Origin of the sequence: Pseudodesulfovibrio portus, assembly GCF_026000375.1 — a bacterium.
In the GTDB taxonomy this organism is placed as follows: Bacteria; Desulfobacterota; Desulfovibrionia; order Desulfovibrionales; family Desulfovibrionaceae; genus Pseudodesulfovibrio; species Pseudodesulfovibrio portus.
On record NZ_AP026708.1, the window covers coordinates 1,328,183 to 1,353,059 of the forward strand.

The 24,877-nt window shown below is 64.3% G+C and carries 23 protein-coding genes; 13 read left to right on the forward strand and 10 right to left on the reverse strand.

Annotation, left to right across the window (positions count from 1 at the left end):
• The first annotated feature begins 2 nt into the window (after positions 1-2).
• The 12 genes from OO730_RS06410 (at position 3) to OO730_RS06465 (ending at position 14,358) form a co-directional block, all read left to right on the forward strand.
• Complete coding sequence (locus OO730_RS06410; RefSeq protein ID WP_264984133.1) at positions 3-1,388, forward strand: UDP-N-acetylmuramoyl-tripeptide--D-alanyl-D-alanine ligase; 1,386 nt, start codon at positions 3-5, stop codon at positions 1,386-1,388.
• Positions 1,385-2,461, forward strand: a complete 1,077-nt coding sequence (mraY, locus tag OO730_RS06415) for a phospho-N-acetylmuramoyl-pentapeptide-transferase (protein WP_264983758.1) — start codon at positions 1,385-1,387, stop codon at positions 2,459-2,461. Before OO730_RS06410 ends, mraY begins: the two co-directional genes overlap by 4 nt.
• A 4-nt stretch (positions 2,462-2,465) precedes the next feature.
• Positions 2,466-3,770, forward strand: coding sequence for a UDP-N-acetylmuramoyl-L-alanine--D-glutamate ligase (murD, locus tag OO730_RS06420; RefSeq protein ID WP_264983759.1), 1,305 nt, complete (start codon positions 2,466-2,468; stop codon positions 3,768-3,770).
• Positions 3,763-4,887 (forward strand): putative lipid II flippase FtsW, encoded by a 1,125-nt coding sequence (ftsW, locus tag OO730_RS06425; RefSeq protein ID WP_264983760.1) that lies wholly within the window; start codon positions 3,763-3,765, stop codon positions 4,885-4,887. The genes murD and ftsW overlap by 8 nt, the downstream gene beginning before the upstream one ends.
• Complete coding sequence (gene murG, locus OO730_RS06430; RefSeq protein WP_264983761.1) at positions 4,884-5,963, forward strand: undecaprenyldiphospho-muramoylpentapeptide beta-N-acetylglucosaminyltransferase; 1,080 nt, start codon at positions 4,884-4,886, stop codon at positions 5,961-5,963. Before ftsW ends, murG begins: the two co-directional genes overlap by 4 nt.
• A 70-nt stretch (positions 5,964-6,033) precedes the next feature.
• On the forward strand, positions 6,034-7,440 hold the full coding sequence (gene murC / locus OO730_RS06435) for a UDP-N-acetylmuramate--L-alanine ligase (protein ID WP_264984134.1): 1,407 nt from the start codon (positions 6,034-6,036) through the stop codon (positions 7,438-7,440).
• A gap of 8 nt (positions 7,441-7,448) precedes the next feature.
• Complete coding sequence (murB, locus tag OO730_RS06440; protein WP_264983762.1) at positions 7,449-8,330, forward strand: UDP-N-acetylmuramate dehydrogenase; 882 nt, start codon at positions 7,449-7,451, stop codon at positions 8,328-8,330.
• Entirely contained in the window at positions 8,327-9,217 is an 891-nt protein-coding gene (locus tag OO730_RS06445) for a cell division protein FtsQ/DivIB (RefSeq protein WP_264983763.1), read from the forward strand. Before murB ends, OO730_RS06445 begins: the two co-directional genes overlap by 4 nt.
• A 53-nt stretch (positions 9,218-9,270) precedes the next feature.
• On the forward strand, positions 9,271-10,509 hold the full coding sequence (gene ftsA, locus OO730_RS06450; protein WP_264983764.1) for a cell division protein FtsA: 1,239 nt from the start codon (positions 9,271-9,273) through the stop codon (positions 10,507-10,509).
• Between the two features lie 48 nt (positions 10,510-10,557).
• Positions 10,558-11,814, forward strand: a complete 1,257-nt coding sequence (gene ftsZ, locus OO730_RS06455) for a cell division protein FtsZ (protein ID WP_264983765.1) — start codon at positions 10,558-10,560, stop codon at positions 11,812-11,814.
• 35 nt (positions 11,815-11,849) lie between these two features.
• Positions 11,850-13,517, forward strand: coding sequence for a radical SAM protein (locus OO730_RS06460; protein ID WP_264984135.1), 1,668 nt, complete (start codon positions 11,850-11,852; stop codon positions 13,515-13,517).
• A 100-nt stretch (positions 13,518-13,617) separates the two neighbouring features.
• The gene (locus OO730_RS06465; protein ID WP_264983766.1) at positions 13,618-14,358 is read left to right on the forward strand and encodes a dienelactone hydrolase family protein; all 741 of its coding nucleotides are present in this window, start codon (positions 13,618-13,620) and stop codon (positions 14,356-14,358) included.
• 102 nt (positions 14,359-14,460) lie between these two features.
• On the opposite strand, the gene OO730_RS06470 is transcribed toward OO730_RS06465, so the two are convergent.
• From OO730_RS06470 to OO730_RS06515, 10 genes are all read right to left on the reverse strand, one after another.
• Positions 14,461-16,296: an SLC13 family permease gene (locus OO730_RS06470; protein ID WP_264983767.1), complete on the reverse strand. Its 1,836-nt coding sequence runs from the start codon at positions 16,294-16,296 to the stop codon at positions 14,461-14,463.
• Positions 16,297-16,383: 87 nt separating this feature from the next.
• Entirely contained in the window at positions 16,384-17,115 is a 732-nt protein-coding gene (locus OO730_RS06475) for a substrate-binding periplasmic protein (RefSeq protein WP_264983768.1), read from the reverse strand.
• A 193-nt stretch (positions 17,116-17,308) separates the two neighbouring features.
• Positions 17,309-18,547, reverse strand: coding sequence for a serine hydroxymethyltransferase (gene glyA / locus OO730_RS06480; protein WP_264983769.1), 1,239 nt, complete (start codon positions 18,545-18,547; stop codon positions 17,309-17,311).
• A gap of 299 nt (positions 18,548-18,846) precedes the next feature.
• Positions 18,847-20,085 (reverse strand): beta-ketoacyl-ACP synthase II, encoded by a 1,239-nt coding sequence (fabF, locus tag OO730_RS06485; protein WP_264983770.1) that lies wholly within the window; start codon positions 20,083-20,085, stop codon positions 18,847-18,849.
• Positions 20,086-20,182: 97 nt separating this feature from the next.
• The gene (locus tag OO730_RS06490; RefSeq protein ID WP_264983771.1) at positions 20,183-20,416 is read right to left on the reverse strand and encodes an acyl carrier protein; all 234 of its coding nucleotides are present in this window, start codon (positions 20,414-20,416) and stop codon (positions 20,183-20,185) included.
• Positions 20,417-20,447: 31 nt separating this feature from the next.
• Positions 20,448-21,191, reverse strand: a complete 744-nt coding sequence (gene fabG, locus OO730_RS06495) for a 3-oxoacyl-[acyl-carrier-protein] reductase (protein ID WP_264983772.1) — start codon at positions 21,189-21,191, stop codon at positions 20,448-20,450.
• Positions 21,192-21,331: 140 nt separating this feature from the next.
• Positions 21,332-22,318 carry a beta-ketoacyl-ACP synthase III gene (locus OO730_RS06500; RefSeq protein WP_264983773.1) on the reverse strand — a complete coding sequence of 329 codons (987 nt, stop codon included), beginning with the start codon at positions 22,316-22,318 and terminating at the stop codon, positions 21,332-21,334.
• Between the two features lie 81 nt (positions 22,319-22,399).
• Entirely contained in the window at positions 22,400-23,449 is a 1,050-nt protein-coding gene (gene plsX / locus OO730_RS06505) for a phosphate acyltransferase PlsX (protein WP_264983774.1), read from the reverse strand.
• Positions 23,442-23,621, reverse strand: coding sequence for a 50S ribosomal protein L32 (rpmF, locus tag OO730_RS06510; RefSeq protein ID WP_264983775.1), 180 nt, complete (start codon positions 23,619-23,621; stop codon positions 23,442-23,444). Before rpmF ends, plsX begins: the two co-directional genes overlap by 8 nt.
• Positions 23,622-23,695: 74 nt before the next feature.
• Positions 23,696-24,214 (reverse strand): YceD family protein, encoded by a 519-nt coding sequence (locus OO730_RS06515; RefSeq protein ID WP_264983776.1) that lies wholly within the window; start codon positions 24,212-24,214, stop codon positions 23,696-23,698.
• Between the two features lie 325 nt (positions 24,215-24,539).
• Here OO730_RS06515 and rpmB point away from each other — a divergent pair, with 325 nt between their 5' ends.
• Positions 24,540-24,755 (forward strand): 50S ribosomal protein L28, encoded by a 216-nt coding sequence (rpmB, locus tag OO730_RS06520; protein WP_264983777.1) that lies wholly within the window; start codon positions 24,540-24,542, stop codon positions 24,753-24,755.
• The last annotated feature ends 122 nt before the right edge of the window (positions 24,756-24,877 follow it).

Here is a 24,877-nt window from a genome sequence, read left to right on the forward strand (position 1 = left end):
ACATGACCCTGGCCGATATTGAACGCTGCCTCGGCAACATGGCCGAAGAGGGCCACCAGGACATCCGCGTCGCTTCGGTGAAGACGGACTCGCGCACCGTCGAGGCGGGCGACCTGTTCGTGTGCATCGCCGGGGAGAACTACGACGGCCACGAGTTCGCACCCCAGGCCGCCAGGTCCGGTGCGGCGGCCATCGTGGCCTCGCGCATGCTGGACGACGTGGACGCCCCGGTGATCATGGTCCGCGACTCGCTGGGCGCGCTGGGTCGGCTGGCCGCCTGCTGGCGCGACATGTGCGGGGCCAAGCTGGTGGCCGTCACCGGCACGGCGGGCAAGACCACGGTCAAGGAGATGCTCTACGCCGTGGTGTCCCGGAAATTCGAGACGGCCAAGAACTACCGCAATTTCAACAACCAGATCGGGCTTCCCATGTCCATGCTCAAGGCCGCGGCAAAACAGGAAGTCTGGATCATGGAGCTGGGCATCTCCCGCAAGGGCGACATGGAGGAGCTGGCTCCGGTGGCCTCGCCCGACCTGGCCGTCATCACCAACGTCGGCCCCGGCCACCTGGAAGGCCTCGGCAACGAGGCGGGCGTGGCCCAGGCCAAGACCGCCCTGCTCCGCTACCTGCGCCCCAACGGCCGGGCCGTGGTCTGCGCGGACTACCCGCTGCTCTGGGACGCGGCCCGAGAAATCGTGGACGCGCCCATCGGATTTTCCACCAACGCCAATTCCGACACCTCCTATGTTGCCTCGTTCCTCGGGGGCTCGGACACCGAAAACTGGGGACGTTTCCGGTTGAAGACCCCCGAGGGCGACGGCGAACTGACCGCCCCGTTCTGCGGCGAACACTACGCCGAGAACCTGGCCTGCGTGGCCGCTGCCGCGCACCAGCTGGGACTGTCCCGCGACGACGTCATCAAAGGCGTCAGGGACATGGCCGTGGACGGCCAGCGGTTCTGCTGCAAGGTGGGAGGCGGCGTCACGGTCATCGACGACACATACAATGCCAACCCCCTGTCCATGGCCCGATCCATCCGCACGGCCACGACCATGGCCGACGAGGCCCCGCTGGTCCTGGTGCTGGGCGACATGCGCGAGCTGGGCGCAGAAGCGACCCGACGCCACGAGGAGCTGGGAACCCTGGTGGCCGAGGCCGCCCCGGCAGCGGTGTTCTACAAGGGCGACCACCTGGCCGACGTGGCCCGCACCTGCGGCGGCGCCGTGATCCCGCTGACCACGCCCGACGAATTTCTTCGAGCCTGGCGCGAAACGGGCATCGACCGGGGCGTGGTCCTGGTCAAGGGTTCGCGCTCCCTAAAAATGGAAGAGTACGCCAATGCGCTCTGCCGCGAATTGAACGCGGGAGCACCTGGAGGCAACAAATGATTTACAACCTGCTTGTACCGCTCAGCACCGACGTCGGCGTCCTGAACGTCTTCCGCTACATCACCTTCCGGTCGGTGTGGGCGCTCCTGACCGCCCTGATCATATCCATCCTGTTCGGCCCGGCCATGATCCGCTGGCTCAAGCGCATCAAGTGCGGCCAGTACATCCAGGCGGACGGCCCGCAGCATCAGGCCAAGGAAGGCACCCCGACCATGGGCGGGGTCATGATCTTCATCGCCGTGGGCGTGTCCACCCTGCTCTGGGGAGACCTGTCCAACGTCTACGTCTGGCTGACCCTGCTCGTGTTCGGCGGGTTCTCGGCCATCGGGTTCGCGGACGACTACATCAAGGTGGTCAAGCGCCGCAACGAGGGCCTGACGGCCAAGGCCAAATTCCTGCTCCAGTGCATGGTCGCCGGGGCGGCCATCGCCCTGCTCATCCAGCAGCCCGCATACTCCACCCAGCTGTCCGTGCCGTTCTTCAAGAATTTCCAGCCGGACCTCGGCTGGTTCTACCTGCCCTTCGCCATGGTGGTCATGGTGGGCGCCAGCAACGCGGTCAACCTGACCGACGGCCTGGACGGGCTGGCCATCGGCCCCATGGTGGTGGCCATGGCCTGCTTCGCCATCTTCATCTACGTGTCCGGCCACGCCACCATGGCCGACTACCTCCAGGTGCAGAACATCCAGGGCATCGGCGAGGTCACGGTCTTCTGCGGGGCCATGGTCGGCGCGGGGCTGGGTTTCCTCTGGTTCAACGCCCACCCGGCACAGGTGTTCATGGGCGACGTGGGCTCACTGGGACTGGGCGGCGCCCTGGGCTTCGTGGCCGTGCTGGCAAAGCAGGAACTGCTGCTGGCCATCGTGGGCGGCGTGTTCGTGTTCGAGACCCTGTCGGTCATTCTCCAGGTGGGCTACTTCAAGCTCACCGGCGGCAAGCGCATCTTCAAGATGGCCCCGCTGCACCACCATTTCGAGCTCAAGGGCATCCCGGAATCCAAGATCATCGTCCGCTTCTGGATTCTGTCCATACTCATGGCCCTCATGGCCCTATCCACGCTGAAACTGAGGTAGTTCCGTGAATCGAATCGTTCGCAACTTCATCGATCAAGCGATCCTCACGGGCAAGCAGGCCGTGGTGGTGGGCACCGGCAAGTCCGGCCTGGCCGCCGCCCGTCTGCTGGACGTGCTCGGCGCGCGCGTGCGCGTTGCGGATCGCAAGGACGACCTCACCGAGGACGTGCTGGGACCGCTCAAGGGCAAGGCGGAACTGGTCGCGGGCGAGCACAAGAAGGAGCACTTCGCGGACGCGGACATCATCGTCTTTTCCCCTGGCGTGCCGGTCAGGAAACTCGCCCCGGTGCTTGAAGGCATTCCCGCGCGCAAGATCGTGGCCGAACTGGAATTCGCCTCCTGGTTCATCGAGGCCCCGGTGCTGGCCGTGACCGGGTCCAACGGCAAGACCACGACCACCACCCTGATCTCCGAGATATTCGCGCAGGCCGGACGCCGCGCCTTTACCGGCGGCAACATCGGCGTGCCCCTGTGCGAATACCTGCTGGACATGGAACCCGCCGAGATCATCGTGCTCGAGGTGTCCAGCTTCCAGCTCCAGAACTGCCGACTGTTCAAGCCGCACGTCGGCGTGTTCCTCAACTTTTCGGCCAACCACCTCGACTACCACGAGGACATGGACGAATACCTGGACGCCAAGCTCAACCTCTTTTCCCAGATGACCGGCGAGGACACCGCCCTGCTGCACGAGTCGCTGCGCCCGGTGCTCAAGGACCGCTCCTTCACCAACGCCCATGTGGAATGGTTCGACGCCACGGACCGCTTCGACGCCCCGCACCTTCCGGGCGAGCACAACCGGTCCAACGTGGAAGCGGCCTGGCAGGCCGTCAGGCGGTTCGGCGTCACCGAGGAGCAGGCGGCCGCGACCATCATGAATTTCAAGCCCCTGGCCCACCGCATCGAGCCGGTAGGCGAAAAAAAGGGCGTGCTCTACGTCAACGACTCCAAGGCCACCACCCTGGACGCGGCCCTGGCTGCGGTCCGCTCATTCGACCGCCCGGTGCGCATCCTCATGGGCGGCGTGTGGAAGGGCGGCGACGTGGCCCGGTTCGCCCGGGACGTGGACGGCAGGGTCGTGCAGGTAGGCCTGTTCGGCGGTGCGCGCGAGGACCTGGAGCCGGAACTGGCGAAACGCTTCCCCGTAAGCTGGGACGAGACCCTGGAAGGCGCGACCAAGCGGCTGGCCGCCGGGGCCGCCCCGGGCGACGTGGTCCTGCTCTCCCCGGCCACGGCCAGCTTCGACCAGTACAACGGCATGGCCGAACGCGGCGCGGACTTCAAGCGCGTGGTGGGGGGGCTGCATGACTAGCGGCATCAACGCCAAGAAAAGCGCGGGCAACGCAGGGCGCATCGATCACTGGCTCCTGGTGGCCACCCTGGTGCTCGGGGCCTTCGGCCTGATCATGGTCCTGTCCTCCTCGGGCATCATGGCCGAGCAGAAGTACCAGGACACCTACTACTTCTTCAAGCGCCAGCTCGCCTTCACGGGCGTGGGGCTGATCATCATGCTGGCCTGCATGTACGTCCCCCGCAACCTGCTCTATTCACTGACCTACTTCTGGGTGGGGCTGGCCGTGATCATGCTGGGCCTGTGCCTCTCCCCCCTGGGGGTCAGCGTCAACGGCGCCAGCCGCTGGATACGCCTGGGGCCGGTCAACTTCCAGCCCCTGGAATACGCCAAGATCGCACTGGTCTTCTATCTCGCCTATTTCTTCTCCCGGAAACAGGACATGGTGCGCACCTTCTCGGTGGGCTTCCTCCCCCCGTTCCTGGTCACCGGCTTCCTGTGCGGCCTGCTGCTCCTGCAGCCGGACTTCGGCGGCGCGGTGGTCCTGTGCGGCCTGCTCCTGTTCATGTGCATGGTGGGCGGCACGCGCATCAGCTACCTGCTCCTGTCCCTGGTCTTCGCGGGCGGCGCGGGCTACATGCTCATCTCGTCCTCGCCCTACCGGCTGAAGCGGTGGACCGCCTTCCTCAACCCGCACGAGCTGGCCCAGAACGAGGGCTACCAGCTGGTCCAGTCCCTGTACGCCTTCGGCTCGGGCAAGCTCTTCGGCAAGGGCTTCGGCGCGGGACAGTCCAAGCTCTTCTTCCTGCCCGAGGCGCACAACGACTTCATCATGGCCGTGGTCGGCGAGGAACTGGGTTTCGTCGGCATGTCCATCTTCTTCTGCATCATCGGATTTTTCCTGTATCGCGCGCTGCGCATCGCCATGCGGCTCGAAGAGCTGCAGGACCGGTTCACGGCCTTCGGCCTGACCTGCATCATCGCCCTGGGCATGATCCTGAACCTGGCCGTGGTGCTGGGCACGGTGCCGCCCAAGGGCGTGGCCATGCCGTTCATCAGCTACGGCGGATCGAGCCTGACCGTGTCCTTCATCTGCGCGGGCATCCTGCTCAACCTCTCCAGGAGGGCAAAGGCATGATCCTGAACCGCGTCATCCTGACCACCGGCGGCACGGGCGGCCACATCTTCCCGGCCCTGGCCACGGCCACGGAACTGACCCTGCGCAACAAGGGCGTGGACATCCTGTTCATGGGCGGCCCGGGCGTGGAGGGCGACATGGCCCGCAAACACGGCCTGCGATTCCTGGAACTCCCGGCCTCCGGCATCATGGGGCGCGGCATCCCCGGCGTCCTCTCCGGCCTGGGCTGGCTGGGCACGGGCGTGCCCAAGGCCCTGGCAGCGGTCTGGGGCTTCAAGCCTGACGCGGTCATCGGCTTCGGCGGCTATGCCGGATTCTGCCCGGTCCTGGCCGCGCGCATCCTGGGCATCCCCACGGCCATCCACGAACAGAACTCCGTGCCGGGCGTGGCCAACAAGATGCTCGGCAAGGTGGTGAAACGAATTTTCCTGAGCTTCCCGGACAGACTGCGCGTCTTCCCGGCCCACAAGACCTACCTGACCGGCAATCCCGTGCGCCAGGAGATTCTCCAGGCCGCGAAGCGGCGCAGGGGGCGGGCAACGGGACGGCGGGTCCTCGTCCTGGGCGGCAGCCAGGGAGCCAGGCCCGTCAACGACGCCATCATCGAGGCGCTGCCCCGGTTCATGGAAGCGGGCATCCGGCTCGTGCACCAGGCGGGCAGGACGGACTACGTCCGGGTACGCGCGGCCTATGAAGCCGCTGGCGCCGACCCGGCGCAGGTCCGGGAATTCATCGAGGACATCGGGGCCGAATACGCGCTCTGCGACCTGGCCGTATGCCGGGCCGGGGCGTCCACGGTCTTTGAAATCGCGGCGGCAGGGGTACCGGCCATCTTCGTGCCCTTTCCCCAGGCCACGCACGACCATCAAACAATGAATGCCAAGGCCATGGCGGACCTGGGCGCGGCGGAACTGATTCCCCAACCGGCACTGACCGGCGAGGGGCTGTTCCGGGCCGTGAACAGGCTGCTCGGCGACGCCGAGAGGCTGTCCGCCATGGAAGAGGCGGCGCGGGGCTTTGCCAAGCCCGCCGCAGCCGCGGATATAGTGGCCGGTCTGGAAGGACTGGCGGCGTAGGCAGGAGGACAGGATTATGGCAGCAGCACAGGGACCGTATCTGACAGTGGGCGGCGAGGCCTGCCCGGCAATGCGGGCGCGGGTGAACAACATCCACATGGTGGGCATCGGCGGCTCCGGCATGAACGGCATCGCCGAGGTGCTCATCAACATGGGCTTTCACGTCACCGGCTCGGACCTGTCCGCCTCGGCGGCGGTGCGCAGGCTGGAAAAACTCGGGGCCACGGTCTTCATCGGCCATGGCGCGGACAACGTGGGCAACGCCGAAGTGCTCATCAAGTCCACGGCCATCCCGGACAAAAACCCGGAACTGGTGGAAGCCCGCGACCGGGGCATCCCCATCATCCCCCGCGCCGAAATGCTGGCCGAGCTGATGCGCCTTCGCACCGGCATCGCCGTGGCCGGGACCCACGGCAAGACCACCACGACCTCGCTCATGGCCACCATCTTCACCGAGGCCGGGCTCGACCCCACCGTGATCATCGGCGGCAAGCTGAACACATACGGCGCCAACGCCCGCCTGGGCGAGGGCGACTACCTCATCGCCGAGGCCGACGAGTCCGACGGCTCGTTCCTGCGGCTTTCCCCCATCATCACCGTGGTCACCAACGTGGACAAGGACCACATGGATTTCTACGACAACCAGGACGCCATCGACCTGTCGTTCATCCGCTTCATGAACTCCATCCCCTTCTACGGCATGAACGTGGTCTGCGGCGACGACGAGGGCGTCCAGCGGCTGCTCCCGCTCATCAAGCGCCCCTGCCTGACCTACGGACTGGGCAACAAGAACCGGCTGCGGGGCGAGATCATCACCGCCCACCTGCGCACCCTGTTCAAGGTCTACCTGGACGGCGAGGAATGGGGCGAAGTGACCGTGGCCCAACCCGGCACCCACAACGTCCTGAACGCCCTGGCCTGCATCGGCGTGGCCCTTGAGGCCGGGCTCGAGAAACACGACATCATCAACGGGCTGGGCAACTTCGGCGGCGTGGGCCGCCGCTTCGAGCGCAAGGGCGAGCGCAAAGGGGTCGTGGTGGTGGACGACTACGGCCACCACCCCGCCGAAATCGAAGCCAACCTGCGCACGGCCAAGGAGTGCTACCCGGACCGCCGGTTGGTGGTGGCCTTCCAGCCCCACCGCTTCTCCCGGACCCAGGCCCTGTTCGGCGAATTCTGCCAGGCCTTCGCCGACGCGGACCTGCTCCTGCTGACCGAAATCTACCCGGCTTCGGAGTCGCCCATCCCCGGCGTCTCCGGCCTGTCCCTGGCCCAGGGCATCAAGCAGGTGTCCGAGACCAAGGTCCAGTTTTTCCCGGACTTCGAGTCATTGGAAAAACGGCTCAAGGATATCCTCAAACCCGGCGACCTGTTCATGACCCAGGGCGCGGGCTCCATCTGGACGATCGGCGAGAACTGGCTCGAGCAACCCGACGAGGAACCGGACCGTGCCGAAAACGACACGGACGAGGAGTAAGGACGACCATGGCCCTGGAACGCATTGCCCGACCATCGCTTGCCGAGCGGACCACGCTGCGGCTCGGCGGCACCGCCGAGGTGGAACTCGTGGCCCGCGACGAGCGGGACCTTGACGAGCTGGGCGACTTCCTCATGAAGGAGCCCCTGCGGCCGTTCGTCATCGGCGAAGGCAGCAACCTCCTGGCGCCCGACACCCACCTGGACGTGGCGCTCATCCGCACGGCCACGCCTCCCGGCCCCGAGCGCGTGGAAAAGGTCGGCGACAGGCTCATCGTCCGCTGCGGCGGCGGGCAGCGGCTGCCCGGCCTGCTCGGCTGGGCGCAGATGGCCGGGCTGTCCGGCCTGGAAGGGCTGACCGGCATCCCCGGCTCCGTGGGCGGGGCCGTGGCCATGAACGCCGGGTCCTACGGCACCGAGATCGGCGACGTGGTCAGCCGCGTCCGGCTCTGGTCGCCGGGCCAGGGGCTGTTCTGGCTGGACCGGGAACAGTGCGACTTCGGCTATCGCCGCTTCACGCCCGGGATTCCCATGGCCAAGGCGCTCATCTGGCAGGTGGAACTGGCCCTGACCGAAGGCCAGCCAAAACAGGTGCGCAAGACCATGCAGGACAACTACGACAGGAAAAAAGCCACCCAGCCCGTCACCGCACGCAGCGCGGGATGCATTTTCAAGAACCCGGAGGGAGAGTCCGCCGGGATGCTGCTGGACAAGGCGGGCATGAAGGGCGCGCGCCTCGGCGGCATGGCCTTTTCGGACATCCATGCCAACTTCCTGATCAACACGGGGGGCGGCACCTCCCAAGACGCCCTGGAGCTCATCGACCAGGGCCGCGAAAAGGTGAAGGAACAATTCGGCATCATCCTCGACATGGAGGTCATCATACTGTGAGTACCCTGACAATCGGCAAGCAGAGCCGCATCACGCTGGGCAGCAAGCGCAAGAAGCGCTCCAACTCCTTCCGCACCCAGAAAAGGACCACCCTGTCCAACACCCGGAAAAGGCCGCAGCGCAGGCTGGCCGGGATCGGCCAGTTCATGGTCCGCTGCGTGATGCTCATGCTCACCCTCTCCCTGGTGGCGGTCCTCGGCGTGGGCCTGCTTTTCGGCTACCGCTACCTGACCACCCACCCCTATTTCGAACTCAAGGAAATCCACGTCACCGGTATCGACCGGCTGAACCGTGGCGACATCCTGAAAAGCGCGAACATCGGTCTCGGCCTCAACTGCCTGGACATGAACGTGGGCGAAGTGGAGCAGCGGCTCTCGGCCAACCCGTGGATCGAGTCCGTGACCGTGCGCCGGGAATTTCCCAACCGGCTCCGCATCGGCGTGGAGGAAAAGGTCCCGGCCTTCTGGATTCGCCAGGGCGACGGCCTCTACTTTGCGGACGCCTCGGGCCGGGTCATCGCGCCCATGCACCCCGGCGAAATGGCCTCCCTGCCGATCCTGACCGTGGCCGAGGGGCTGGACGAAGGCCCGGCGGTGCTCAGGGGCATTCTGGAAAAGATGAAGGAAAAGAAGACCCCCTTCACCCAGAGCCAGACGGCCTGGATCAAGCTGACCAGCGCCCACGAACTGGAAATCTACCTGGACGGCCACGCGGGCGGACGAGGCCTGACCGTCAGGTTCGGCACCGACCAATGGGAGACGCAGCTTGAACGGATGAAGGTCGTCTGGCGCGACCTGCTCAGGCGCAACGAATTCAAGGACGCGGCCATCATTGCGGCCAGCGGCGAAAAAATCTGGATCAAGAAGCGCGAGCCCTCCGAGGGATAGCGCTCTGGATAGTACTTAAGGATACAGGGAACAACATTGAGGAGTGTTTGTTTATGGCTAGAAATGATCTGATCGTGGGCCTCGACGTGGGCACCACCAAAATCTGCACCGTGGTGGGCGAAGCATCGGACACCGGCGTCGACATCATCGGCATCGGCACGGCACCGTCCACCGGGTTGCGGCGCGGCGTGGTCGTCAACATCGAAAAGACGGTCCAATGCATCAAGAAGTCCCTGGAGGACGCGGAACTCATGGCCGGGTGCGACATCCGCACCGTGTACGCGGGCATCGCCGGGTCCCACATCCAGGGGTTCAATTCCCACGGCGTCATCGCGGTCAAGGGCGGCGAAGTCACCCAGCGCGACGTGGACCGCGTCATCGAGGCGGCCAAGGCCATCGCCATCCCCATGGACCGCGAGGTGCTGCACACCCTGCCCCAGGAGTTCATCGTGGACGACCAGCGCGGCATCGCCGATCCGCTTGGCATGGCGGGCGTGCGCCTGGAGGTCAAGGTGCACATCGTCACCGGCGCGGTGACCTCGGCCCAGAACATCATCCGGTCGTGCAACCGGTCCGGCCTGGACGTGTCCAACATCGTCCTCGAGTCGCTGGCCTCCAGCAAGGCGGTGCTCTCCCCCGAGGAAAGGGAGATCGGCGTTGCCCTGGTTGACATCGGCGGCGGCACCACGGACATCGCGGTCTTCTCCAAGGACTCCATCAAGCACACCAGCGTGCTGGCGCTCGGCGGCCACAACCTGACCAACGACATCGCCTACGGGCTGCGCACGCCCATGATGTCCGCCGAGAAGATCAAGATGGAATACGGCTGCGCCATGGCCGACCTGGTGACCAGCGAGGAGATCATCGAGGTGCCGAGCGTGGGCGGTCGCGAGTCGCGCAAGATGAGCAAGCGCGTGCTGGCGGAAATCTGCGAGCCGCGCTGCGAGGAGATACTCGCCCTGGTGGACCAGGAGCTGATCAAGTCCGGCTTCAAGAACATGATCGCTGCGGGCGTGGTGCTCACGGGCGGCACGGTCATGATCGACGGCATGCAGGAGCTGGCCGAGCAGATCTTCGACCTGCCGGTGCGCATCGGCGCGCCAGAGGAAGGCATCGGCGGCCTGGCCAGCGAGGTGCACAGCCCCAAGTACGCCACGGCTGTCGGCCTGCTGCTCCACGGAGCGGAAGAGGAAGGCCTGCACAACAAGGTCCGTCCCTTCAAGATTCGCGACGATTCCGGCTTCGACCGCATCGTCTCGCGCATGAAGAAGTGGTTCACGGACATCAAGTGAGTTTTGAAGATACAGGGAAAACAGGGAAAATACTGAGGAGGAAGACACATGGAATACTTTGAAATCGAACACGAAAGCAGCGCCAAGATCAAGGTCGTGGGCTGCGGCGGCGGTGGCGGCAACGCGGTCAACAACATGATCATGTCCGCTCTCAAGGGCGTCAAATTCATCGTTGCCAACACCGACAACCAGGACATCAACAAGTCCATGGCCGAACACAAGATCCAGATCGGCGAGAAGCTGACCAAGGGTCTCGGCGCGGGCGCCAACCCGGAGATCGGCCGCAACGCCGCCCTGGAGTCCGTGGAGCAGATCCGCGAGGCCCTGGACGGCGCGGACATGGTCTTCATCACCGCCGGCATGGGCGGCGGCACCGGCACCGGTTCCGCCCCGGTCGTGGCCCAGGTGGCCAAGGAACTGGGCGCGCTCACCGTGGGCGTGGTCACCAAGCCCTTCTACTTCGAAGGCCGCCGCAGGCTGGAACAGGCCGAAGAGGGCACCCGGGCGTTGTCCGACGTGGTGGACTCCATCATCACCATCCCCAACGACCGGCTGCTCCAGCTGGCCGCCAAGAAGGCGTCCTTCTCCGACATGCTCAAGAAGGCGGATGAGGTCCTGTACTACGCGGTCAAGGGCATCGCCGACCTGATCACCGTGCACGGGCTGATCAACCTGGACTTCGCGGACGTCAAGGCCGCCATGTCCTGCTCCGGCATGGCGCTCATGGGCACCGGCATCGCGTCCGGCGAATCCCGGGCCAAGGAAGCGGCCATGAAGGCCATCACCTCCCCGCTGCTGGAAGACGTGTCCATCGAGGGCGCCAAGGGCGTGTTGATCAACATCACCTGCGGCCCGGACATGCTCATCGACGAGGTCTCCGAGGCTGCGGACATCATTTACAAGGAAGCCCACGACGACGCCGAAATCTTCTTCGGCACAGTCTTCGACCCGGACGCGGGCGACGAGATGCGCATCACGGTCATCGCCACGGGCATCGACCCGGCGGCGGAAGAGCCGGAACCGGTCCTTTCCAAGGCGGAACAGCAGAAACTGCTGCTGCTCGGCAAGCCGCGCGGCATGGAACAGGCAGTGGCCCAGCCCAAGCGGGCGGTCCACCAGAAGGTGCTCAACACCGACCGCAACATCCCGGCGTACCTGCGCAAGGCGGGCGGCGAACTGAACACCACCGAAATGCCCAACGTCCGGATGAGCCAGCGGGCCGTTGCCGGTCCCGGCGAAGAGGAATTCATTTTCGAGGAGGACAATCTCGAAGTCCCTGCCTTCATTCGCAAGAATGTAGACTAGGATGCGTACCTCGCGCGCTGTAGGGGGATACCGTCATAGGTAAGCGAACCCTGTATCATGGCGTCCGGGAGCCCCTGGCTCCCGACCTCGGAGGACGGCTGCCCGTAGCGCTGGCCGTCCCCGGAGGCGACAAGGCCGCCATATCCGCCCTGGGCTGGCAGTCCGTATACCGGACGCTGGCCGAGGAGCCCGGCCTGGCCGTTGAACGTGTCTTCCCGGACAAGCTGGGACTGACCGATGGCGAAAGCCCCGTCACGCGCGAATCAAAAAGCCCACTATCCTCATTCCCTGTAATAGCCTGGAGCATTACGTTCGAGGAAGATTTCCTCAGTCTTCCTCGAACGCTCCGGGCGGCGGGCGTTCCGCCGCTTGCGGCGGAACGCCCTTCTCTCCCGCTGGTCATCGCGGGAGGGCCCATCGCCTTTCTCAACCCGGCCCCCATCGCCCCCTTCGTGGACCTCTTCTGGGTGGGCGAGGCCGAAGAGCATTTCCTGAACCTGTTCGAGACCGTGAAGCAGCTCGTCTTCGACGGCCTGGGCAGAGACGACATCCTCGAAGCCGTCAAGGACCTGCCCGGCGTGTACGCTCCCGGCCGCTCCAAGACCCCGGTCAGACGCATCGTGTCCGGCAAACCCGGCCCGCTGACGGACCCGGCCTTTTCCTGCTTCATCTCCGGCACCGCCGCCTTCCGCGACACCCTGCTGCTGGAGGTCAACCGGGGGTGCCCCTACGGTTGCCGGTTCTGCGCCGCCGGGTTCATCTACCGCCCGCCCCGGCACGCCAGGCTCGACGAGCTCAAGCGCATCGTGGAGCTGGCCGACCCGCCCAAGGTGGGGCTGGTGGGCACGGCCCTGACAGACTGGCCGGACCTGCTCCCCTTTCTCAAGTGGCTGCACGAAAAAAAGAAGAAATTTTCCCTGTCCTCCATGCGCGCGGACGGCATCACCGAGGAGCTCCTCACCTACCTGCGCGAACGCGGCATCCGCACCGTGACCCTGGCCCTGGAAGGGGCTTCCGAACGGCTGCGGCGCATGATGAGCAAGAAGCTCGACATCAGGGATTTCAAGAACGCGGTCCGGCTCTGCGCCCGGTACGGGGTCAACCACCTCAAGCTCTACCTGATCGCGGGCTGGCCCGGCGAGACCGACGAGGACTACACCGAGCTGGCCGCCCTGCTCGAAGAGATCGTGGCCATCCGCAGTGAGGAGCCCGGCGGCCGCAAAAAGCAGTTCATGCGCATCACCATCGGGGTCAGCTCCCTGGTGCCCAAGCCGTTCACCCCGTTCCAGTGGGCCCCCATGATGGGCGATGCCGAACTCAACGCGCGCATGAAGCAGCTGACGCGCATGGCCAAGCCGTTCAAGGGCGTGACGCTCCAGCACGACAATCCGTTCCAGGCCCGGCTCCAGGGGTTGCTCGCGCGCGGCGGCGAAGAGGTGGCGGACTTCATCCAACTGGCTGCCGAACAGGGCGGCTGGAAAAAGGCGCTCAAGCTGTGGAAGGGCGACCCGGCAACCATCCTCGACCGCGAACGGGCCCGCGACGAGCCCTTCCCCTGGGACGTCATCGACATCGGCGTGAACCGCGAACACCTGTGGAAGGAATGGCAACGCGCCAAGGCCGCCAAGGTCTCCCCCGGCTGCTCGGCCAAAGGCTGCGCCCAGTGCGCCGGGTGCGGGCTGGAGACTCCCTCGAACGAATAATCCCCGCTCTCTCCCCCTCCCGCCGATTTTGCTTCCCATAGACCACCCCTGTTGTGGTATATTGATGGCAATCAACTCCGTTCAAACCAAGGAGATTGCCATGAAGCATCTGCTCATCATACTGACGTTGCTGATGATCCCCGTCACGGCCATGGCCGGGATGGGCGGGGCCGTGCCGTACACCGTGAACGGCGAATCCTTTGAAGGCTATTTTGTCAGCCCTGCGGACAAAGCGCCGCTGGTGCTGCTCGTCCATGACTGGGACGGCTTGACCGACTACGAGGTGAAGCGGGCCGACATGCTGGCCGAGCTGGGTTACGCGGTGTTCGCCGTGGACCTGTTCGGCGCGGGCGTGCGGCCCACCGAGACCGAGGACAAGAAGCGGCTGACCGGCGCGCTCTACGCCGACCGGGGCCGCATGCGCGCCCTGCTCGACGGGGCGCTGGACAAGGCGCGGGCGCTGGGCGGCGACACGGCCAACGCCGTGGCCATGGGCTACTGCTTCGGCGGCACCGCCGTGCTGGAGCTGGCCCGGTCGGGTGCGGACCTCAAGGCGTTCGTCCTCTTCCACGGCAACCTGGCCACGCCCGAGGGGCAGGACGTTTCCGCCGTCAGGGGATTCGTTCTGGTCTTCCACGGCTCGGCCGACCAGGCCGTGTCCATGGATGAATTGGCCGGGCTGGCCAAGGAGCTTGAGGCCGCCGGGATCAGGCACGAGATGAACATCTACAGCGGCGCGCCCCACGCCTTCACCGTGTTCGGCTCGCCGCGCTACCGCGAGGACGCCGACAAGAAATCGTGGGCCCGGTTCACCGGTTTCCTCGAAGAAACCCTCAAGTAATACCGCGCTCCGCGCTCCCGCCCAAGGCGGATACAAACAGTTCTGAAGGGAAGTCCCGAGGGGAAACTCTTTCAAGAGTTTCCCCTCGGGCCGCCGGAGGCATCAAAGGTAAAACATGGGCAGGAGCACGGACAGCGTGCCCCACATGACCAGGACCAGGGGGACGCCGACCTTGACGAAGTCGGAAAAGGAGTATTCGCCCGCGTTCATGACCAGCAGGTTGGTCTTGTAGGCCATGGGCGTGGCGTAGCTCATGTTCGCGCCGAACAGCACGGCCAGGACGAACGGCAGGGGCGGGAGCCCCATCTGGGTGGCGATGGAGATGGCGATGGGCGTGCCTATGACTGCGGCGGCGTTGTTGGAGATGATGTTGGTCAGCACGGCCATGAGCAGCATGAGCCCGGAGATGACCACGTGCGGCGACGTAGTGCCGGTGGCGGCCACGAAGAGCGTGCCCAGGTACTCGGCCGCGCCGGTCTTGAGCATGGCCGCGCCCAGGGCGAGGCTGGCCACCACGATGAGCACCACCTGCACGCTCAGGGCGCGGGTGGCTTCGTTCCAGGTCAGGCAGCCGGTGAGGATCATGAGCAGCGCACCGCAGGTGGCGCTGATGGCGATGGGCAGCCAGCCCAGGGCCGCCACCAGGATGATCCCGAGCATGATGGCCAGGGCGACGGGCGCCTTTTCAGAGGACGGCACGTCCATGATCGAGTCGAGCACCAGGAACTCGCCGGTCCGCTTCAACTCGGCGATCTTCTCCTCCGCCCCCTGCACCAGCAGGATGTCGCCCGCGCGGAGGCGGACGTTGCGGACCTTTTCCACCATCCGGGTCACCTGCCTGCCGGGCCGATGGAGGGCCAGGACGGTCAGCCCATGGCGCTCGGCGAACCGGTGGTTCTCAAGGGTCCTGCCAACCAGGGGCGAACCTTCGTAGATGGCGATCTCCGCCACCTTCTGGTCCGCCGCCTGCAGCGGGTTGTCTTCGCAGATGGGCTGGTCCTCCGAGCCCACGGGGAAGAGCGTGCCTTCCAGCACCTGCTCGAACTCCTTGAGATTGTCGGGCGTGTCGCTGACCACCAGGTGGTCGCCCTCCCTCAGGGTCACGTCGGGCAGCAGCATGATCTGGTTGCCCTCGCCCCGCTCCAGGGCCGTGACCTTCATGCGGCCGTCGGTGAGTTCCAGAGCCCTGGACAGCGGCTGGCCCACCAGAAGGCTCTCTGCGGTAACGCCCAGGTGGGCGGTAAAGATACGCGGAGACGGGTCGGTCAGGGAAATGTCCCGCTTGGGGATCAGGCGCGGAGCCACCAGCCAGAGATAGAGGATGCCGACGCCGCCGGCCATGACGGCCGGAAGCACGAAGTCGAACATGCCCAGCCGTTCGAGGCCCATGTCCACGGCCACGGACACGACCAGCAGGTTGGTGGACGTGCCGATGGTGGTTGTCGTGCCGCCCAGCAGGGTGGAAAAGCCCATGGGCATCAAAACGGACGTGGCCGGCTGTTTGGTCTTGAGGGACACGGACACCAGCACGGGAAGCAGCAACACGACCACCGGGACGTTGTTGATGAACGCGCTGGCGAAGCCTCCGAGGATAAGGGTCAGCAGCAGCGCGCCCTGGGGGCTGACCTTCCAAAACCGGGCCAGCATCCGCCCCATGGGGTCCAACGCGCCGGTCCTGAGCAGCCCCTGCCCGGCGATCATCAGCGCGCAGACCGCTATCAGGGCCTCGTTGCCGAAACCGAGGAAAAAGTCCACGGCGTGGAGCGTCCCCCGGTCCGTTTGAAAGGGAAACACCTCGAAGCCGACGATCAGCGCCACCATAACGAGCAGGCTCGACGTCTGCAGCGGCAGCTTCTCGCGGCTGAACAGGACAAGGGCGACGCCGGTCAGCGCCAGGACGGCCAGGGCATGAACGTTGGGGGGAGGCGGTAGAATCATGGTATTTCCTCCTACCACAAGACCCACCCCATTGGAACACGAACCCGGTCCCGTCGAAGGGGAAAACGGCCTTGGGGCGGCGGGGAATCAGTGTCTGAAATTGCGTCTCATGATGGCATCATAGGTCCCGTCGGCCTTGAGCTTGTCAAGGGCCTCCTGCCATCGGGCAATGGTCTCGTCGGGGATGTCCCTGGAAAACGCCAGCCAGGCCGAAGACCTGGCAAATTCGTAATCCGTGCGCTCGAAATCGTTGGGATCGAGTCCGGCCTGCTTGACCATGTAGTAGTGGGTTCGCTCACCCATGAGCACGAGGTCCACACGGCCCTGGACCAGTTTTTTGTAACTGGACTCGTAACTCGGCCCCACGTCGAGGTTGACGAACCCCTCGGCATGAAGGGCCTGATGGGTATAGCCGTCACGGCGCACGGCGATGCGGGCGGCCCTGCGGGCATCGTCCAGGGTCCTGATGTTCAGGTTGGCGCCCCGCTTCTGAAAGAAATAATCGCCTTCGCTGAAGACCGGCCCGACCCACTTGAAAAGCTTCTCACGCTCGGGGATGCGGACAATGGCGACCAGGGCGTGGCGATTGCCGCTCTTGGTCAGCTCGTACGCTCTCAGCCAGGGCATGACCACCAGCGGGTTGGTATCCCCCAACTCCGCCTGAATGGCCCTGACCACTTCGGGGGCCACGCCATACACTTCACCATTTTCTTCATAAACCAGAGGAGGATAGACTATCGCCTGCATGGTGATGGCCTCGGCAAGGGCAGCCGGGCACCACAGAAGCAATACGGCAGTCACCAGTGTATAGACACGCATAATCACCCCAATAAGGATTTCCGCCAGGACGAGACGCATACATCATCGTCCACTTCATGTCTACCAGTCTGCCCATCTCCATGCACTTCTATATCTGTTAATCTCATTACTGCCCCCCCGGACAGACCGCCCCAATAAAAAACCCGCACCAGCGTCAGCCGGCACGGGTATTTCATTTGTCGTCGGGTGTGATCTACCAGGCGAAGAGCGGGAATTCGCGAGCGAATTCCTCGACCTCATTGGAGATTTCCTCGAGCACCTTTTCGTCGTTCATGTTGTTGAGCGCGGCCACGATGGCTTCGGCGACCACGATCATGTCCTCTTCGATCATGCCCCGGGTGGTCAGGGCGGGAGTGCCCAGGCGGATGCCGGAGGTCTGGAACGGGGACTTGGTCTCGAACGGGATGGTGTTCTTGTTGGCGGTGATGCCCGCCTTGTCCAGGGCGATCTGGGCGTCCTTGCCGGTATAGTCCTTTTCGGACAGGTCGAGCAGCATCATGTGATTGTCGGTGCCGCCGGAAACCAGATTGTAACCGGCCTCGGTCAGGGAGGCGGCCAACTGCTTGGCGTTCTTGACGACCTGCTGCTGGTACTCGACGAAACCGGGGGACAGGGCCTCGCCGAAGGCAACGGCCTTGGCTGCGATGACGTGCATCAACGGGCCGCCCTGGATGCCGGGGAAGATGTTGGAGTTGAGCTCCTGCTCCAGGTCCTCGGCACCCAGGATCATGCCGCCGCGCGGGCCGCGCAGGGTCTTGTGGGTCGTGGTGGTGGTGTAGTGGGCGTGCTCGATGCAGGACGGGTGCTCGCCCGCCGCGATGAGACCGGCGATGTGGGCCATGTCAACCATGAGCTTGGCGCCGACCTCGTCGGCGATCTGGCGGAAGCGGGCGAAATCGATGATGCGCGGGTAGGCGGACGCGCCCGCGATGATCATGGTCGGCTTGTGCTCCTTGGCCAGCGCCTCGACCTGGTCGTAGTCGATGGTCTGGGTCTCGCGGGACACGCCGTAGTGCACCATGTTGAACAGCTTGCCCGAGAAGTTGACCGGGGAGCCGTGGGTCAGGTGGCCGCCGTGGGACAGGTCCATGCCGAGCACGGTGTCGCCGGGCTTGCAGGCCGCGAAGTAGACGGCCATGTTGGCCTGGGAGCCGGAGTGGGGCTGGACGTTGGCATAGGCCGCGCCGAAAATCTCCTTGGCGCGGTCGCGGGCCAGGTCCTCGACCTCGTCAACGAACTCGCAGCCGCCGTACCACCGTTTGCCGGGGTAGCCTTCGGCGTATTTGTGGGTCATGACCGACCCCTGTGCCTGGCGCACGGCCGTGGATACGAAATTTTCGCTGGCAATGAGTTCCAGCTTGGAGACCTGGCGGTCCACCTCGTCGGCGATGGCGGCGGCAACCGCCGGATCCTGGATAAGCAGTTCTTCCATGATGATACCCTCTGGTTGAAAGTGGATGCGAATGGCTTCCCACCCCAATCGGGCGGCGTGGCGGTCATGGCGTCATCGGCACCGGTCCGGCTTTTTCACCGTCCCGGCCCGGCGCTCCCGCCGCAACCCGTGGGCTGGAGATCCGTCCTTATATCGTCACGGAGAGGTCGTTCAACCCGTCCGATTATTCCCATTCAGGCCTTGCTTGTAGAGCGTTCGAGCGCAACCCGCAAGGATTAAGGCGTCATGAGCACAATTAAAAAAGGGAGGCCGCGAGGCCCCCCTTTGGTATCGTTCAGCTAGCCCGTGAACCGCTTGAACAGCACGCAGGCGTTGGTCCCGCCGAATCCGAACGAGTTGGACAGCGCGTACTCGACCTGCTTCTCGCGCGGGCCGTCGGCGCAGACGTCCAGATCGCATTCGGGGTCCGGATTTGTCTGGTTGATGGTGCCGGGGATGACGCCCTCGGCAATGGTCTTGACCGCGAACACCGCTTCCACGCCGCCGGCCGCGCCGAGCAGGTGCCCGACCTGGGACTTGTTGGCGCAGATGTTGATGTTGTAGGCGTGGTCGCCGAACACCTTCTTGATGGCCCGCGTCTCGCACAGGTCGTTCAGGTAGGTGGACGTGCCGTGGGCGTTGATGTGGTCGATCTTGGACGGGTCCACCCTGGCTTCGCGCAGGGCGCCCCCCATGGCGTAGGCCATGCCGGAGCCGTCCTCGGGCGGAGCGGTCATGTGGTAGGCATCGCCGGACGCGCCGAACCCGACCACCTCGGCCAGGATTTCCGCGCCGCGCGCCTTGGCGTGCTCCAGGGATTCCAGGAGCAGCAGGCCGCAGCCCTCGCCCATGATGAACCCGGTGCGGTCCGCGTCGAACGGGCGGGAGGCCAGCTCCGGCTCGTCGTTGCGCACGCTCAAGGCCTTCATGGCGTTGAACCCGGCAATGCCGAGACGGGTGATGGTGGACTCCGCACCGCCGCAGATCATGGCGTCGGCCCGGCCCATGGCGATGTCGGTGTAGGCTGCGCCCACACCATGGGTGCCGGAGGCGCAGGCCGTAGTGGTACAGATGTTGGGCCCCATGGCGCCGGCGGCTATGGACACCTGGCCCGCAGCCATGTTGGCGATGAGTATGGGGATGAAGAACGGCGATATCTTGCCCGGCCCACGCTCCAGCATCTTGCTGTGCGTGGTCTCGATGGACTGCAGCCCGCCAAGGCCCACGCCGATGACGGTGCCGACCCGGTCCCTTTCGGATTCGGGCACGGTCCAACCAGCCCGATCCAGAAGCATCCTGCAGCTGGCCACCGCGTACTGGGTGAACGTCTCCATGCGCCGCGCTTCCTTCTTTCCGATAAACTCCGTGGGATCGAAGTCCTTGACTTCGCCGGCGATCGTGGTGGCCAGATCGGCGGTGTCGATCCTGGTGATCGTCCCGATGCCCGATTTGCCCTCCAGGAGATTCTGCCAGCTGGTGTCCACGTCGTTGCCGAGCGGTGTGATGGCCGCGACGCTGGTAACGACTACTCTATTCATGCTACCTGCCGTGTCTTGGTGTAATGAAAAAGGAGCGTCTTACACCTTATGGGTGCGTAAGACGCTCACAATACGCAACTTCTTTAAAGCAGTCGATCTAGAGAGCCTTCTCGATGTGGGAGATGGCGTCGCCGACCTTGAGGATCTTCTGGGCCTGCTCGTCATCGATCTCCAGGTCGAATTCCTCTTCCATGGCCATGATCAGTTCGGTCAGGTCCAGGGAATCGGCACCCAGGTCTTCAACGAAGGCGGCGGTTTCGACGACTTCGTCTTCGGACACGCCCAGCTGGTCGACAATGATCTCTTTCACTTTTGCTGCTACGTCGGACATAATTTCCTCCAATACCAATGTTTTTCTTACGTTACATGTACATGCCGCCGTTGACCCCGAGTACCTGGCCAGTGATGTACCCGGCTCCGGGACCCGCCAGGAAGGAGACGGCGGCTGCGATGTCCTCGGACTTTCCGAGGGATTTTAACGGAATCTGCTCCAACATGGCCTCCACCACCTTTTCGGGCAGGGCAGCGGTCATGTCGGTCTCTATGAAACCGGGAGCCACGGCGTTGACCGTGATCCCGCGCGAGGCCAGCTCACGGGCGGCGGACTTGGTCAGGCCGATCAGCCCCGCCTTGGCGGAGGCATAATTTGCCTGGCCCGCGTTGCCCATCTGGCCGACCACGGAAGTGATATTGACGATGCGGCCCGCGCGCTGCTTGCCCATGATCTTGGACGCTTCCTTGAGGAAGACGAAGCAACCGGTCAGGTTGATGCGGAGGACCGTATCCCAGTCCTCGTCCTTCATGCGCATCATCAGCCCGTCGCGGGTGACGCCCGCATTGTTGACGAGCACCTCAAGGGACACCTTGCCCTTGATTTCATCCTTGAAAAAGGCTGCCACCGCGTCGCGGTCGCCGGAATCGAGCTGGAAGGCCCGGGCCTTGCCGCCCGCCTCCCTGATGGATGCAGCCACTGCTTCGGCTGCTTCGGGGCGACTGACATAGGTGAAATAAACCTCGAACCCGTCGGCGGCCAGCCGTTCGGCCACGGTGCGGCCGATGCCGCGGGACCCGCCCGTGACCAGGGCGACTTTGGGAAGATCGCTCATTGAGTAACCTCGTGATTCTCTCTTTGATCAGCACCCCATATACCAATTGGTGCCGGACTGCAAATTATCGGGGCTTCGTAACAGGATTGTAGCGTATTCATCAATTAACGATAAAAAGCAACGAAACACCTGTTTTAATATCAGAATTGAACCAGCGTCGCGCCCCAGGTGAAGCCCCCGCCGAAGGTGGTGAGCAGGACCAGGTCGCCGTCCTTGATGAACCCGGACTCCACAGCCTCGGACAAGGCCAGGGGGACCGAAGCGGCGGACGTGTTTCCGTATTTATGGATGTTGCAGAAGACCTTTTCTTCCGGGATCTCGAGCTTGCGGCCCACGGCGTCGATGATGCGGTAATTGGCCTGATGGGGCAGGAGCACGTCCACGTCGGTGGTGGTCAGTCCGTTGCGCTCAAGCAGATCGTTGCAGATGGAGGACATGGACCGCACGGCGTGCTTGAACACGTCGCGCCCCGCCATCTGGACGAAGAACTCCTCGCCCACGGGCTCGCCCAGCTTGTAGGTATAGGCCGAACCGCCGCCGTGCACGGTGAGCAGGTTGCCCAGCTTGCCGTCGGCGGCCAGCATGGAGTCCAGCACGCGCGGGCTCTCTTCTTCGGTGCCCGAGGTCAGGATCACTGCGCCGGAGGCGTCGCCGAACAGCACGCAGGTGGTCCGGTCCTCCCAGTTGACGCGCCGGGAAATGACCTCGGACGTGACGACCAGAATCTTCGCGTCAGGCTCCAGCATGAGGTAGCCGCGCGCTGTCTGGAGGGCGTAGAGAAAGCCGGAACAGGCGGCCTGAACGTCCACGCACGCCTGGCCGGAGATGCCGAGCTTTTCCTGAACGATGCAGGCACAGGACGGGATCATCGAATCCGGGGTAAAGGTGCCGCACACGATATGCGTCAGTTCGGACGCATCCATGCCCGCGTCGGCCAGGGCCATCTTTGCGGACTCGAAGGCCATGTCCGAGGCGGCCTGGTCGTCGGCCACGACGTGCCGTTCCTTGATACCCGTCCGGGTGGTGATCCACTCATCGGACGTATCGACGATTTTTTCGAGATCGGTGTTGGTCAGCACCTTTTCAGGAGCATACCTGCCAAAACCGCGAATGATGAAATTGATCATGGAGGGGTGTGTATGCCAATGCACTCGTACGGTCAAGCCGGGCAAGGACTTGCACAAGGATTGGCCTGCGGGCTGACCGGTCTAGGCGGCGCTCTTCTCCGACTTGCCGTTCAGTCCCTGATGGTCGGCCAGCTTCTCCACCAGATGCTCGTGCGCCCGGTTGCGCACCGAGGTGGCGGCCATGCGGATGCAGTTGACCATGGCCAGCTGATTGGACTTGCCGTGGGCGACGAGGACGATGTCCTTGAGACCCAGCAACGGCGCGCCGCCGTATTCGGCATAGTCGGTCACTTTCCTGAACCGCTTGAACGCCCTCATGGACAACAGCGTGCCGAGCTTGGACAGCCAGCTCGACTTCAGCTCGTCCTTGAGGATGCGGCCGAGGGAAGTGGCCAGTCCTTCGGAGAGCTTCAGGGCCACGTTGCCCACAAAGCCGTCGCAGACCACGATATCCACCTCGCCGGTGAAGATGTCGCGGCCCTCGACGTTGCCGATGAACCGCAACTGGGACTTCTTGAGCAGGTCGAAAGCCTCGCGCACGGCAGCGTTGCCCTTGCCCTCCTCCTCGCCGATGGACAGGATGCCGACCGACGGTTTGTCCAGACCCAGGACGTCGCGCGCGAACACGTCGGCCATGAGCCCGAACTGGAAAAGGTGCTGGGGCTTGGAGTCCACGTTGGCGCCCACGTCGATGAGCACCACCGGGTTCTTCTCGGTGGGCAGGATGCCCGCCAGCGCCGGACGCTGAACGCCCTTGATGCGGCCGAGCACGAACATGCCGCAGGCCACGGTGGCCCCGGAATTGCCTGCGGAAACCACGCCGTGGGCCTCGCCGTCCTTGACCAGACGGCAGGCCACCTGGATGGACGAGTCCTTCTTGCGCCGGAGCGCGTCGGCGGGCTTGTCGTCCATCTCCACGACCTGGGAGGCATGCACGACCCGGATGTCCAGCCCTTCGGCATCGCATCCGGCCAATTCCGCATTGACGACCGCTTCGTCGCCGACCAACGCAATGGCTATGCCCTCGCGCGCAGCTTCCACTGCGGCGGGCACGACCACCTGGGGACCGAAATCGCCCCCCATTGCATCCACGGCAATGCGCGGAGCCGATGTTGCGCCGGTGCTAGGCATCGTCGCCGCTGACTACCTGACGACCCTTGTAGGTGCCGCAGACGGAACAGGCGCGATGAGGAAGAGTGGGTTCGCCGCATTCGCAGTAGACGACGTTGGGAGCCGCCACCTGATCGTGGGAGCGACGCATGCCCTTGCGGGACTTGGAAGTCTTTTTCTTGGGGACTGCCATGATGTATACCTCTTAAGTAATATGATGTCGTTTGTCCGCCCGCCCGAATCCGTAGTCCGTCCGGGCAAGGGGCGTTACTTTATCTTCAAGTTGCGGAAAACCGCAAGTCTTTCGTCGCCCTCTTCCTGCTCACACACGCAGGCCTCGGTATTGAGGTCCTTGCCGCAACCGGGGCAGATGCCCTTGCACTCCTCGGAGCACAACGGCTTGAACGGCAGGGTCAGGGCGAATTCCTCCCAGAGGACCGCGCCCAGGTCGAGCTGGAGCTGACCGTTTTCCTCGCGCACCCTCGGCACTTCGTCGTACTCCCCGTCCGGGAGCTGCTCAAAGGTGTCGAAGGCGACGTCGATCTCCTGCTCGAACAACCCCGCGCACCGGTCGCAGGCCAGGTTCACGCTCCCCTTGAGGGTGCCGCGAACCAGCGCGCCGTTGTCGGACTGGGGAAGGATGGTGTATTCGGCCACCAGGTCGCGTCCCGGACGCACGGCGAGCTTGAACTCCCGCCACGCCTCGCGCCAAAGCGCCTGGTCGTCAAAGGTGTAACTCCTGCCCTCGGCGGCGATGTCGCTGATCGGTAACCATAATTCAAACATACTATCCTCCGCCTGTCCGGTTGATCGGAGTATGCCATGTGCACGGCGCAAGGAAAAGGCCGCCCGGAGCGATGTCTACCATACGCGGGGACCGGACTTCTCCGCAGCAACGCAGCACACGGTGCGCTCTGGTCAACCAGCCGTTAGGGCTGGGCAACCGGTGCTTCCTATGTGGAACAATATCATCTGTCAAGAAAAAAACCCTTGCCATTTGCCTGCAGGCTGGGTAATGAATCACTCCCGCTGCCTGGGGGAGCTACCAACTCCGGGCGACGAGCAAAGATTTTAATTGAACTATTTCATTTGAATACATCAGGAGGTCGCAATGTCCCAGGTTTGCGATATTTGTGGAAAAGGCCCCCAGAGCGGCAACAACGTCAGCCACTCCCACATCAAGACCAAACGCCGCTTCATGCCCAACCTGCAGAAGGTTCGCCACCAGCTCGAATCCGGCCAGGTCGTCAGCATCAAGGCCTGCACCCGCTGCATCCGTAATGGTGCCGTGGTCAAGCCCGTTGCCCGCAAAAAAGAAGAAGCCTAAGTCCGCTTAGCTTTTCCGGCTTGTAAAGCTATGCTGCCATCGTCACATGACGATGGCAGCTTTTTTGCGTTCTTTTGCCTGGCTCGTCATGGTCTTCGGAGAGGAGCCATGTGCAGTAATTG

What these genes read in the sequence shown, in the direction of transcription:
- OO730_RS06410 (WP_264984133.1), top strand. Translation starts at nt 3, where the DNA reads ATGACCCTGGCCGATATTGAACGCTGCCTCGGCAACATGGCCGAAGAG.
- murB (WP_264983762.1), top strand. Translation starts at nt 7,449, where the DNA reads ATGGCCCTGGAACGCATTGCCCGACCATCGCTTGCCGAGCGGACCACG.
- OO730_RS06470 (WP_264983767.1), bottom strand. Translation starts at nt 16,296, where the DNA reads ATGATTCTACCGCCTCCCCCCAACGTTCATGCCCTGGCCGTCCTGGCG.
- ftsZ (WP_264983765.1), top strand. Translation starts at nt 10,558, where the DNA reads ATGGAATACTTTGAAATCGAACACGAAAGCAGCGCCAAGATCAAGGTC.
- murG (WP_264983761.1), top strand. Translation starts at nt 4,884, where the DNA reads ATGATCCTGAACCGCGTCATCCTGACCACCGGCGGCACGGGCGGCCAC.
- rpmB (WP_264983777.1), top strand. Translation starts at nt 24,540, where the DNA reads ATGTCCCAGGTTTGCGATATTTGTGGAAAAGGCCCCCAGAGCGGCAAC.
- fabF (WP_264983770.1), bottom strand. Translation starts at nt 20,085, where the DNA reads ATGAATAGAGTAGTCGTTACCAGCGTCGCGGCCATCACACCGCTCGGC.
- ftsA (WP_264983764.1), top strand. Translation starts at nt 9,271, where the DNA reads ATGGCTAGAAATGATCTGATCGTGGGCCTCGACGTGGGCACCACCAAA.
- ftsW (WP_264983760.1), top strand. Translation starts at nt 3,763, where the DNA reads ATGACTAGCGGCATCAACGCCAAGAAAAGCGCGGGCAACGCAGGGCGC.
- OO730_RS06515 (WP_264983776.1), bottom strand. Translation starts at nt 24,214, where the DNA reads ATGTTTGAATTATGGTTACCGATCAGCGACATCGCCGCCGAGGGCAGG.
- murC (WP_264984134.1), top strand. Translation starts at nt 6,034, where the DNA reads ATGCGGGCGCGGGTGAACAACATCCACATGGTGGGCATCGGCGGCTCC.
- OO730_RS06465 (WP_264983766.1), top strand. Translation starts at nt 13,618, where the DNA reads ATGAAGCATCTGCTCATCATACTGACGTTGCTGATGATCCCCGTCACG.
- rpmF (WP_264983775.1), bottom strand. Translation starts at nt 23,621, where the DNA reads ATGGCAGTCCCCAAGAAAAAGACTTCCAAGTCCCGCAAGGGCATGCGT.
- fabG (WP_264983772.1), bottom strand. Translation starts at nt 21,191, where the DNA reads ATGAGCGATCTTCCCAAAGTCGCCCTGGTCACGGGCGGGTCCCGCGGC.
- OO730_RS06490 (WP_264983771.1), bottom strand. Translation starts at nt 20,416, where the DNA reads ATGTCCGACGTAGCAGCAAAAGTGAAAGAGATCATTGTCGACCAGCTG.
- glyA (WP_264983769.1), bottom strand. Translation starts at nt 18,547, where the DNA reads ATGGAAGAACTGCTTATCCAGGATCCGGCGGTTGCCGCCGCCATCGCC.
- plsX (WP_264983774.1), bottom strand. Translation starts at nt 23,449, where the DNA reads ATGCCTAGCACCGGCGCAACATCGGCTCCGCGCATTGCCGTGGATGCA.
- OO730_RS06475 (WP_264983768.1), bottom strand. Translation starts at nt 17,115, where the DNA reads ATGCGTGTCTATACACTGGTGACTGCCGTATTGCTTCTGTGGTGCCCG.
- mraY (WP_264983758.1), top strand. Translation starts at nt 1,385, where the DNA reads ATGATTTACAACCTGCTTGTACCGCTCAGCACCGACGTCGGCGTCCTG.
- OO730_RS06500 (WP_264983773.1), bottom strand. Translation starts at nt 22,318, where the DNA reads ATGATCAATTTCATCATTCGCGGTTTTGGCAGGTATGCTCCTGAAAAG.